Raw genomic sequence first — 11,260 nt, forward strand, 5'->3', positions numbered from 1 at the left:
AGTGCAACGGTACTGTGTGGGCACGTGTTGGGAGCACTGGCGGAAAACAGGTTGCACAGAGTGCTGTTTTTGTCTACGGGTGCGTTGATGAGCCAGACGACTTTTCTACAGGGAGAAAGCATTCCGGGCATTGCGCATTTGCTGGAATTGAGCAGCGAACAGGAGGCAGGAAGATGAATTTTGTGTGGGCCTTTGTGATTGGCGGGCTGATTTGCGTAGTGGGCCAGCTTTTAATGGATTATACAGGTATGACACCAGCGCGCATTTTGGTTACCTATGTAGTGGCGGGCGTAGTGTTGTCGGCTCTTGGCTGGTACGATCCCCTGGCGGACTTTGCGGGAGCAGGCGCTACGGTACCTTTGCTTGGATTCGGCCATCTACTGGCCCAGGGCGTTATTGACGCGGTGGAAGAACAAGGACTTTTGGGGGCACTGACCGGCGGATTTACCGCGGCGGCTGGCGGGGTGACCGCCTCTTTGACCGTTGGTTTTCTTGCCAGCCTCGTCGCCAAAAGTCGTGATCAGAACTAATCAAAAAAGAAAAGCCGCCGCCCAAAAGGGCAGCGGCTTATCAAGTTCAATCATTTTGCAGCTCTGTTCGCAGCTTTGGCAAGGCGGGCAACTTTGCGGGAAGCGGTGTTCTTATGAAGAACGCCTTTCGCAGCGGCCTTGTCGATTGCGACGACAGCGGCTTTCACCTTTTCGTCTTTATCAGCAGCGCCGGCGGAAATGGCGGCGTCTGCCTTCTTGACGACTGTTTTCAGGTTGGACTTGATGGCCTTGTTGTGCAGAGCCTCTTTCTTAGCTTGCACCACGCGGTCTTTCTGAGATTTAATATTAGGCATCGTACCACCTCCTTAGTACCCATAACAGTGCACTTTATGATACCACTTTTTGCGCGTAAGCGCAAGTGTTTTTTGAAAAAAACTTTTGGAAAGAACGCCCTTTTGTGGGACGTCGGAAAGGAAGGAAGCATCATGGCCATGTATACGGATATCGCTGCGGAGATTTATCCGCCAGGAAAAGGAACTGTGCCCAACGGAGTGAAAATCTACACTGCCAGTGCGGCGGGAATTGGATTGACAAGAGTGGATGTAGAGCGCTCGGGCCTGCGCCGGCCACAAGGGCGCTATATCACTCTGGACATGCCTCAATTTGCTGCCATCGATGATAAGAACGAAGCTTATGTGTGGGCCATTGCCAGTCAGTTGCGCACATTGCTGCCCAAGGAGGGACTGGTCCTGGTGGCAGGAGTGGGAAATCCCGGTGTCACGGCGGACGCCCTGGGGCCTGCTACCGCCGCAAAAGTATTTGTGACCCGGCATATCTGCGAGGCAGCCCAACTGCCGCCAGGCACCCGATTGCGTCCTGTGGCGGCCTTTGCACCGGGTGTAGAGGGCACCACCGGCATGGCCACTGCTGAGCTTTTGCAAAGTATGGTTCAACAGATGAAGCCCGCGGCCGTGCTGTGCGTCGACAGTTTGTGCACTTCCGACGCCCGACGTCTGGGATGTAGCGTGCAGCTTTCCACCGCTGGGCTAGTGCCCCAAAATGCTACGCCGCTCACCCAGCAAACACTGGGAGTTCCGGTCATTGCGGTGGGCGTGCCCACAGTTATGGAAGCCGACAGCCTGCAAACCGGTGGAAGGCCTATGGTCATGACCCCCAAAGACATCGACGCCATTATTCGGCACGGTGCATCACTTTTATCGCTGTCCATCAACAAAGCGCTTCAACCGGCGTTCAGCGTAGGCGAGTTGACCTTTCTCACGTCTTGATTTGCAATATTCGAAAAAACGAGGGAGTTTCCCTCGTTTTTTGTTTGTGAGAGCCATACATATTGGCAGAAGAGGAAAAAGAAGAAAAGCTTTTTAGAAATTTTGACAAAAATGGAAGAATTTTTTCGTCAATTAGCATGGTTTGTCAATTGCAATTTTTGATTTAATCATTAAAATAGTAATATAGTATATATAAAATGGTGTTTTTATAGCTTTAACAGAAAAGGATACAGAATGAAAATAGGTCTTGACATTGGTTCCACCACAATTAAATGCGTGGTATTGGATGAAAACGACAACTTGATTTACAAAGCCTATGAACGGCATTATTCTCACATTGTGGAGAAAGCCGCTGAGGTTTTGGCGCGTTTGGACAAGGAAATTTGCAAGGGTGAAAGTGCTCTTTTGTCCATCTCCGGATCTGCGGGAATGGGTCTGGCCACTGCCTGTGACGTTCCCTTTGTGCAGGAAGTATTCGCGACTCGTGTGGCGACCAAACGTTATGCGCCGGATGCGGATGTGGTCATTGAACTGGGTGGAGAGGATGCAAAGATTCTCTTTTTGACCCACGGCACAGAAGTGCGCATGAACGGAAGTTGTGCTGGCGGTACAGGTGCATTTATCGATCAGATGGCTACTTTGCTGAAAATGACTCCGGATGAGATGAACGATGCTGCGCAACATGCGGAAAAGACCTATACCATTGCCAGCCGTTGCGGCGTATTTGCAAAGAGTGATATTCAGCCGTTGCTTAATCAGGGCGCCAAAACCGGTGATGTAGCTGCCAGCATTTTTTACGCAGTAGTCAACCAGACCATTGCGGGACTGGCGCAGGGCCGTGTCATTGAAGGAAATGTATTGTATCTGGGCGGCCCGTTGACTTTTTTGCCTCAGCTTAAAAAGAGTTTTGATAAGGTTTTGAAATTGACGGGTACTTGCCCGGAAAACAGCCTTTATTATGTGGCTTTGGGTGCGGCTTTGTATTCGGACAAGGCTTTGAATTTGACCCAGGTAGCAAACCGATTGGAAAAATACAGTGCCACGGCCAGCTATGCCTTTGATCCACCTTTGTTTGCCAGCAAGGAGGAGTACGAGGCCTTTCGGGCGCGTCATGCAAAAGCCAGTGTGCCCCGCAAACCTTTTACCGGCGACGTGGGCAAAGTGTACATCGGCATCGACGCTGGTTCCACGACTGTAAAGGCGGCGGTCATCGATGAGCAGGAGAATCTCTTGTTCACCAGCTATCAACCGAATAGCGGCAATCCAATCCCCATCATTCGCCAGTTGTTGTTGGAGATTTATCATGCACATCCGAACCTTGAAGTAGGCAGCGTTACGGCCACAGGTTACGGTGAGGACATTGTAAAGAGCGCGTTTGGCGCAGATTACGGTGTAGTGGAAACGGTGGCTCACTTCACCGCTGCCAAGCATTTTATGCCGGATGTGGATTTTGTAATTGACATCGGCGGACAGGATATGAAGTGCTTCAAAATAGAGAATGGCGCAATTTCGAACATTTTCTTAAACGAGGCTTGTTCTTCCGGTTGCGGCAGCTTTTTGCAAACCTTTGCGCAGGCATTGGGGTACGATGTTCCCGAGTTCGCAAAGCTCGCTTTGTTTGCAGATCGCCCTGTGGACTTGGGAAGCCGCTGCACAGTGTTTATGAATTCCAGCGTCAAGCAGGCACAGAAGGATGGCGCATCCATTGAAAACATCTCTGCGGGACTTGCAATCAGCGTAGTGAAAAACGCTTTGTATAAAGTCATTCGTGCCTCTGGCCCGGAAGAACTGGGAAAGAAAATTGTAGTTCAAGGCGGCACTTTCTACAACGAGGCTGTGCTGCGCGCCTTTGAGCAGGAGATGAAAGTAGAAGTCATTCGGCCGGATATCGCGGGATTGATGGGTGCTTTCGGTGCTGCTTTGTATGGCAAGGCGAAGGGACGTAAGCACTCTACGCTGTTGAGCCAAACCGAACTGGAAAACTTTACGCAGGAAGTGCGCAACGTTGCTTGCGGTTTGTGCGGCAACAATTGTCAGTTGACAGTAAACCTGTTCCCTGGCGGTAAGAAATACATCAGCGGAAACCGGTGTGATCGGCCGGTGACGCATCGCGGAGCGGAGAATCCGCTAAACTTATACGAGTACAAACTGCACCTTTTGGAGAGTTATAAGCCGGAGCCCGGCCCTAGAGGAACCATCGGCTTGCCGCTGGCGTTGAATATGTACGAGCTTTTGCCCTTCTGGCATACATTTTTTACAAAGCTTGGATTCTCGGTGGTCAACAGCGGCGTGTCCAGCCGAAAAATGTATCTGGAAGGCCAGAGCACGATTCCTTCTGATACCGTATGTTACCCGGCAAAATTGGTACATGGTCACATCCATCGGCTCAGTAAAATGGCGGTGAATGCGATTTTCTATCCGTGCATGACCTACAACGTAGACGAAGGTTTGGGCGACAACTGTTACAATTGTCCGGTGGTCGCTTATTATCCCGAAGTCATCGCAGCAAACTGCCATGAAATTCGAGAGATGCGCTTTTTGTACGATTATGTGGACATTCATCGTCGAAAGGATTTTGTGAAAAAAATCGGGGCCATTCTTTCCAAGACATGGCCGGACATCACCCGCCCGGAGGTGTATGCAGCGGCTCAGGCCGCCTACACAGAATATGAGTCTCACATGGCTCAGGTCCGCACAAAGGCGGTCGAGATCATTGCAAAGGCCCGCAGCGAAAATCGACAAATCATTGTATTGGCGGGTCGTCCTTACCATGTGGATCCGGAGATCAATCACGGAATTGATAAGTTGATTTGCAGCCATGATGCGGCGGTCATCACCGAAGACAGCATTTCCCATTTGGTGGAAAAGTTCCCCACTAGCATTTTGAATCAATGGACCTATCATTCCCGTCTGTACGCGGCAGCAAAGTATATTGCGGACCAGCCGGATATGAATTTGGTGCAATTGGTCAGTTTTGGATGCGGTGTGGATGCCATTACTACGGATGAGACCCGCGAAATTTTACAAGGAGAAGGAAAGCTGTACACACAGATCAAAATCGATGAAATCGCCAATTTGGGTGCGGTGAATATCCGTTTGAGAAGTCTGTTCGCGGCGCTGGAGCAGTGAGCTTTGCGCCCTGCCATATTGCCCGAAGGAGGGGCAGAGCATGGAATATCAGTATCCCCGGTTTACGCCGGAAATGAAACGTACGCACACAATTTTGATGCCCAACATGGCACCCATTCATTTTCAAATGATTGTAGAGGCCATGCGAGATGAGGGATACAAGGTAGAGCTGCTGGACAACAGCGGTCACGACGTGGCGCAGGAAGGCCTTAAATACGTACATAACGATACTTGTTACCCGGCGCTTTTGGTCATCGGCCAGTTCATCAACGCGCTGAAAAGCGGAAAGTACGATTTGGACCATACGGCTTTGATCATTACTCAAACCGGCGGTGGTTGCCGCGCTTCCAACTACATTCATTTGTTGCGTAAGGCGCTTGTAAAAGCAGGATTCCCACAGGTGCCTGTGGCCAGCCTGAACTTCTCGGGACTGGAAAAAGACAGCGGATTCAAATTAACGCTTCCGCTGGTTCGCAAGGTATTGGCGGCGGTGTTCTATGGCGACGAACTGATGAGTTTGGCAAACCAGACCCGACCCTACGAGAACAAACCCGGCAGTGCGGATGCGCTGGTTCAAAGCTGGGTGCGGGAGATCGCGGCTCAGTTTGACCAAAAGCGGGGCGTGACGTTGTCGGATATGACGGCGAATTTTAACGCCATCGCCCGAGATTTTTCTCAAATCGATGTGACCTACAGCCCAAAAGTCAAAGTGGGTGTCGTGGGTGAGATCTATGTAAAATATTCGCCTCTCGGCAATAACCATTTGGAAGAGTTTCTCCACAGCGAAGATTGCGAAGTCAATTTGCCGGGGCTGATGGGGTTTGTGCAGTACTGCATCGCCAACACATCCATCACCATCCGCCTGTATGGCGGCAGCCGGATCGTGGCTCTGGGGGCGGATGCGCTGATGAAGTGGCTGACTCGGCGCGAGCAGCGTATGATCGATGCCATTGCCCGCTATCCGCAGTTCCATGCACCTACGCTGTTTGAACATACCATGCAGCTTGCCAAAGGCGTGATTGGCTACGGAAACAAGATGGGTGAGGGCTGGCTTTTGACTTCGGAGATGATGGAGCTGCAAAAGACCGGATTTGAGAACATTGTGTGTGCACAGCCTTTCGGTTGCCTGCCGAACCATATTTGCGGCAAGGGCATGATCAATAAGATTCGCACCATTTATCCCAATGCGAACATCACGCCCATCGACTATGACCCCAGTGCGACCCGTGTCAACCAAGAGAATCGTATCAAATTGATGCTCAGTGTTGCGCGAGAGCGCCTAAATGGTCAAAATGGCGGTACGGGAACACCTCAGCCGGTATACGGCGAAGTAAAAGTTCCCGGTGTAAAAGTGCCGGGACTTGCCCCGGCCTTCGCGGAAAATTAAAGAATGGAAAAAGAACCGGCCTCGGATGAGGGTCGGTTCTTTTTTACAAGGAATGAATGGCCTGTCCCTCGCATATACTTCTTCGAGGTGATGGCAAAATGTACAAGCGGGGGCAGGGTGCGCGCCGGTGGGCACCAGTAGCAGTCTGTGCCGTTACGCTGGCGGTAGCGGGCGGTATGTTTTTTACGGTGCCAGGTGGTGCAGGGGCCGGACAGACGACCGCCTATCTCAGTGGACTTTTGTGTGCTCCGGATGCAGCTCTGGGAGCTGCGAAACAGGTGGTGGACGATCGAATTGAACAAGAGCAGCCACATGAACAACCACAGCAAAGTCAGCCTGTGCAGACGTTGCCCCAGCAGGATACGGAACCGGCAGCAGATTCCCAAGTCCAGACGGTCCAACCGACTCAGACAACAGACGAACCCGCGATTGAAACTGCACCGGTAGATGACTCTCCCATGCCGGAAGGAATGGTGCCCATCGAAGAAATTTTTTACGGACAGGGAACGGGAAACGGATATGTACAAAGCGGTGCCGGCAGCATTCGAAATTGTACAGAACTATCTGCAGAAGAAATTGCCGCAGAAACGATGCAAGCGCTACCTTTTTCGGTGGAATTGAACAGCGATGAGCCTCAAGTGCTTATTATGCACACCCATGCAACCGAAAGTTATGAAACCGTAGACCGTACTTGGTGCGACCCGGCCTATTCCGCCCGAAATACCGATACGTCCCAAAACATGGTGGCCGTGGGTGCCGAAATGGCCCGCACACTGAATGCAGCGGGAATCAATACCGTGCAGGATGCGACGCTGCACGATTACCCAAGCTACAATGGCAGTTATGAGAAGAGCAATGCGACTGTGCGAAGCTATTTGGAAAAATATCCATCCATTAAAGTGGTGTTGGATGTGCACCGAGATGCCATTCAGCGAGAGGACGGGACCCGCGTGAAGCCCGTAGTGGAAATCGACGGGAAGAAGGCGGCTCAGGTGATGATCATTTGCGGGGCGGATCTCAATGGAAATCTGCCAAACTTTAAACAAAATCTGCGTTTTGCATCCCGTTGGCAGGATGCGATGGAAACGCTCTATCCGGGCCTGGCACGGCCGGTTTTGTTTGACTATCGCTATTACAATCAGGATCTGACCACCGGAAGTCTGCTGATTGAAATGGGCGGCCATGGAAATACACTTCAGGAAGCCATCTATTCCGCCCGTCTTGTGGGAAAGGCATTGGTGGCGTTGTTTACATCCGAAGCGGGACAATAAAAAAGAGGGACGCCAAAGCGTCCCTCTGCTTTTTTACATGGCCATCCAGGCTTGAATCTTGGGTACATAGCCCATTACGAAAATCACCAGAATCAACAAAGGCAAAACGTATTTCAAATACAGACGAGCCCATTTGGGGAATTTCAGACCCACACCGGTGTCTGCTTCGGCAATGAAGTTGTCCCAACCCCAGCCGCGTTTGCACACACAGAATAAAAGGTAGATTGCGCTTCCCAAAGGCAAAATGTTGTTGGATACAACAAAGTCTTCCAGCGTTTGAATGTCGCCGATGCCAGGAACGCTGAATCCGGACCAAGCGTTGTAGCCCAGCGCGCAGGGCAGGCTGAGAACCGTGACCGCCAGACCGTTGACCACTACGGCTTTTTTGCGGTCCCAGTTCCAGTTGTCCATGCAGAAGCTGATCAAGTTTTCAAATACAGCAATCACTGTGGATAGCGCAGCAAAACTCATAAATAAAAAGAACAGCGAACCCCAGAAGGCGCCACCCCACATCTGATTAAACACACTGGGCAGCGTTACGAACACCAGACCGGGTCCCTCGCCAGGATTGACTCCGAAAGCAAAACATGCAGGGAAGATGATGAGGCCTGCCATCAGCGCCACCACAGTGTCCAGAATGCCGATGTTCACAGCTTCGCCCATGAGAGAGCGGTCCTTGCCGATATAGGAGCCGAAAATGGCCATAGCCGAAATTCCAAGGCTCAGCGTGAAGAAGGATTGTCCCATGGCCGCGTATACCGCTTCGCCAAAAGTAGCCCATCCGTTTTCAAACATTTTGCTGAAATCGGGAATCAGATAGAATTTCAGTCCTTCTACCGCGCCGTCCAGCGTGACGCTGCGCACGCACAAAACAATCATGATCACAAATAGGCAGCTCATCATCACTTTGGTGATTCGCTCCACGCCTTTCTGCAAGCCCATGCTGCAAACAAGAAAGCCCAGCATAATGGTCACCAACATCCAGCCAATCAGTTCGCTGGGATTGGCCAGCATGTTGTTGAATACGCCGCCCACAGCTTCTGTGTCCATACCGTTGAACGTGCCAGTGGCGCTTTTTACCACATAAGACAGCATCCAACCGCCCACGGTGGTGTAGAACATCATTAGAAGATAGCATCCGCCGAAGCCCATCCACTTGTACCAGTGCCATTTGCTCCCCTTGGGTTCCAGCTTTTCAAAGCTTTTGGCACAACTTTTCTGGCTGGCGCGGCCTACAGCAAACTCCATGACCATGACCGGCAGACCCAGAATGACAAGAAACAAAAGATACAGCAGTACGAACGCCGCACCGCCGTACTGACCTGTGATGTAAGGAAAACGCCATACATTGCCAAGACCGATGGCGCAGCCAGCCGAAATCAGGATAAACCCGAGACGGGAGGCAAATTTTTCACGATTTTCCACACTTGATACCTCCAATGCATTGCGGTCGTTTTTATACGGCCGTCACTTTCTTATGTTACAAGACAAAAGGGCCTATGTCAAATCAACAAGGCCCTTTTTTGATTATTCGCTCAAATGTTCGATCAGAATTTTCAATCCAATTCCAATCAGAATCAATCCGCCCAAAATTTCGGCCCGTTTGCCCAAGAGGCTGCCAAACCGCCGGCCCAAAAAATGGCCGACCAAGCAGCAAACAAAGGTCACACCGGCAATGAATCCGGCAGCCGCAACAATGTTTACATTCAGCGCCGCAAGGCTTACACCCACGGCCAGAGCGTCGATGCTGGTGGCCACAGCTTGGGCAAGCATCATTTTGAAGGTGTAATTTCTCTCAAGAGGACATTCTTCCGGTTTGCGCATCTCCTCAATTGCCTCGCGCACCATGTTTCCGCCAATCAGTGCCAGCAGGACAAAGGCGACCCAGTGATCCACACTGGAGATAAAGCCCGCAAAGGCGCGGCCGGCAAAAAAGCCGATGGTCGGCATTACGCCCTGAAATATGCCGAAGCTCAACGAGGCGGCCACACACTGTCGGCGTCGCAATTGTGTGAAACACATGGTGTTGGAGATGGATACGGCGAATGCATCCATAGACAATCCAAGCGCAAGAACAAACAACGTCATCAGATCCATAAAACAAACCCCTCCGGTTGAATGTGTATGAGGGAGAGAACAGCCGCATGAGTTCTCAGACGCAAAAAAAGACCCACGGGTAGCGCCAGCCACCCATGGGTCTTGTTTCTAACGCAAAGCCAGGCAGATGCCAGTATGTTGACTTTACCCGCGCCCGGTCCGGGTGCGTAAACTACTCCCCCACAGAAGTATAAAAAGATGATACCATGTCCAGCTTAAAAATGCAATGTTCTGCTCAAAAAAAGAGGATTTTTTAAGGCCAAAATCAAAATTTGTGAAATTTTTCTTATCCTCTGCCTTGGGCTTTCCCGGGTTCTGTGTTATACTAAAAAATAGTATTGTGTGGTTTTCTGTGGCCACACTGCTAATTTTGCACAGATAGGATTTTATCATGCGATTCAGCGAATTGAACCTTATCTCACCCATTTTGGCTGCGGCGGATGAAGCGGGGTATACACAGCCTTCGCCCATTCAGCAAAAGGCCATTCCGCCCATTTTATCTGGACGGGATTTGCTGGGATGTGCTCAGACCGGAACTGGAAAGACAGCGGCTTTTGCCATGCCGATTTTGCAATTGGTGTACAGCCGTTGCCGGCGCGATGGCGCTCACCCCATCCGGGCACTGGTGCTGACGCCTACGCGGGAGCTGGCTTTACAGATCGACGAAAGTTTTGCAGCCTACGGTGCACGGCTTCCGGTTCGCCACGCGGTCATCTTTGGCGGTGTCGGCCAGGCTTTGCAAGTGGAAAAGCTGAAAGCAGGCGTGGATGTGCTCACGGCAACGCCCGGCCGTTTGAATGATTTGATCGACCAGGGGCACGTGAATCTCTCCTCGCTGGAGATTTTTGTTTTGGATGAAGCGGACTGCATGCTGGACATGGGGTTTGTGAACGATGTGCGCAAAGTGCTGCGCCATCTGCCCAAAAAAAGGCAGACGCTTTTGTTCTCGGCCACCATGCCGCGGGAGATTGAACAGCTTGCAGCAGGCATTCTTCGCGATCCAGTGCAAGTAATGGTCACGCCGCCGGCTACAACGGTAGAGGCCATTCAGCAGAGTGTTTGCTTTGTAGATAAGGCCAACAAAAAGCATCTGCTGGCTAGCTTTTTAAAGGATGGTCAGATCACCAGCGCTCTGGTTTTTACCCGCACAAAACACGGTGCGGATCGGGTCGTGCGGGATTTGGCGAAAGCAGGAATCCAGGCGGCGGCCATTCACGGAAACAAGAGCCAGAGCGCACGGCAAAGTGCTCTGTCCCGTTTTAAATCCGGACAGATTCGGGTCTTGGTAGCCACCGATATTGCTGCTCGTGGCATCGATGTATCCGGACTTTCGCATGTATTTAATTATGATTTGCCCAATGTCCCCGAAACTTATGTACACCGCATTGGCCGCACGGGCCGTGCGGGTGCACAGGGCGTGGCGGTGAGTTTTTGCTGCGCCGATGAGATGGAATATTTGCGGGACATTGAAAAGTTGACCAGGCAGCACATTCCGGTCTGCGGCCATGCCTGGCCCATGCAGGAGGGCACTGCGCCTTCCCAAACGCAACAGCGGCCGCAAAACAGGAAAGAGAAAGCTGGAACGGATCCATCTGGAAC

The 11,260-nt window shown here is 51.5% G+C and carries 10 protein-coding genes; 7 read left to right on the plus strand and 3 right to left on the minus strand.

Annotation, left to right across the window (positions count from 1 at the left end; all coding sequences use genetic code 11):
* Window positions 1-12 precede the first annotated feature (12 nt).
* Together AB5H98_RS11010 and spoVAE are read left to right on the plus strand one after the other, a co-directional pair.
* Window positions 13-177 carry a hypothetical protein gene (locus AB5H98_RS11010; protein ID WP_367925957.1) on the plus strand — a complete coding sequence of 55 codons (165 nt, stop codon included), beginning with the start codon at window positions 13-15 and terminating at the stop codon, window positions 175-177.
* A complete protein-coding gene (spoVAE, locus tag AB5H98_RS11015; RefSeq protein ID WP_367925948.1) occupies window positions 174-530 on the plus strand; it encodes a stage V sporulation protein AE in 357 nt (118 codons plus the stop codon). The genes AB5H98_RS11010 and spoVAE overlap by 4 nt, the downstream gene beginning before the upstream one ends.
* A 50-nt stretch (window positions 531-580) precedes the next feature.
* On the opposite strand, the gene rpsT is transcribed toward spoVAE, so the two are convergent.
* Entirely contained in the window at window positions 581-844 is a 264-nt protein-coding gene (rpsT, locus tag AB5H98_RS11020; RefSeq protein ID WP_367925949.1) for a 30S ribosomal protein S20, read from the minus strand.
* A 132-nt stretch (window positions 845-976) separates the two neighbouring features.
* Between rpsT and gpr the strand changes: the two genes are divergently transcribed.
* The 4 genes from gpr to spoIIP all read left to right on the plus strand — a co-directional run bounded on the left by gpr (window position 977) and on the right by spoIIP (window position 7,564).
* Entirely contained in the window at window positions 977-1,777 is an 801-nt protein-coding gene (gene gpr, locus AB5H98_RS11025) for a GPR endopeptidase (protein WP_367925950.1), read from the plus strand.
* Window positions 1,778-2,011: 234 nt separating this feature from the next.
* Window positions 2,012-4,906, plus strand: a complete 2,895-nt coding sequence (locus tag AB5H98_RS11030; protein WP_367925951.1) for an acyl-CoA dehydratase activase — start codon at window positions 2,012-2,014, stop codon at window positions 4,904-4,906.
* Between the two features lie 40 nt (window positions 4,907-4,946).
* Entirely contained in the window at window positions 4,947-6,293 is a 1,347-nt protein-coding gene (locus tag AB5H98_RS11035; protein ID WP_367925952.1) for a 2-hydroxyglutaryl-CoA dehydratase, read from the plus strand.
* Window positions 6,294-6,391: 98 nt separating this feature from the next.
* Entirely contained in the window at window positions 6,392-7,564 is a 1,173-nt protein-coding gene (spoIIP, locus tag AB5H98_RS11040; protein WP_367925953.1) for a stage II sporulation protein P, read from the plus strand.
* Between the two features lie 33 nt (window positions 7,565-7,597).
* Here spoIIP and AB5H98_RS11045 read toward each other — a convergent pair whose 3' ends face one another.
* Both AB5H98_RS11045 and AB5H98_RS11050 read right to left on the minus strand, forming a co-directional pair.
* Complete coding sequence (locus tag AB5H98_RS11045; RefSeq protein ID WP_367925954.1) at window positions 7,598-8,989, minus strand: sodium-dependent transporter; 1,392 nt, start codon at window positions 8,987-8,989, stop codon at window positions 7,598-7,600.
* A gap of 102 nt (window positions 8,990-9,091) precedes the next feature.
* On the minus strand, window positions 9,092-9,661 hold the full coding sequence (locus AB5H98_RS11050; RefSeq protein WP_367925955.1) for a manganese efflux pump MntP family protein: 570 nt from the start codon (window positions 9,659-9,661) through the stop codon (window positions 9,092-9,094).
* 391 nt (window positions 9,662-10,052) lie between these two features.
* Between AB5H98_RS11050 and AB5H98_RS11055 the strand changes: the two genes are divergently transcribed.
* Window positions 10,053-11,260 (plus strand): DEAD/DEAH box helicase (locus AB5H98_RS11055; protein ID WP_367925956.1); only part of this gene is annotated, 1,208 nt, incomplete at its 3' end.

This window comes from uncultured Ruthenibacterium sp., from assembly GCF_963558415.1.
In the GTDB taxonomy this organism is placed as follows: Bacteria; Bacillota; Clostridia; order Oscillospirales; family Ruminococcaceae; genus Ruthenibacterium.

Coding starts and splice junctions, on each gene's coding strand:
- spoVAE (WP_367925948.1), top strand. CDS start 174: ATGAATTTTGTGTGGGCCTTTGTGATTGGCGGGCTGATTTGCGTAGTG.
- rpsT (WP_367925949.1), bottom strand. CDS start 844: ATGCCTAATATTAAATCTCAGAAAGACCGCGTGGTGCAAGCTAAGAAA.
- gpr (WP_367925950.1), top strand. CDS start 977: ATGGCCATGTATACGGATATCGCTGCGGAGATTTATCCGCCAGGAAAA.
- AB5H98_RS11030 (WP_367925951.1), top strand. CDS start 2,012: ATGAAAATAGGTCTTGACATTGGTTCCACCACAATTAAATGCGTGGTA.
- AB5H98_RS11035 (WP_367925952.1), top strand. CDS start 4,947: ATGGAATATCAGTATCCCCGGTTTACGCCGGAAATGAAACGTACGCAC.
- spoIIP (WP_367925953.1), top strand. CDS start 6,392: ATGTACAAGCGGGGGCAGGGTGCGCGCCGGTGGGCACCAGTAGCAGTC.
- AB5H98_RS11050 (WP_367925955.1), bottom strand. CDS start 9,661: ATGGATCTGATGACGTTGTTTGTTCTTGCGCTTGGATTGTCTATGGAT.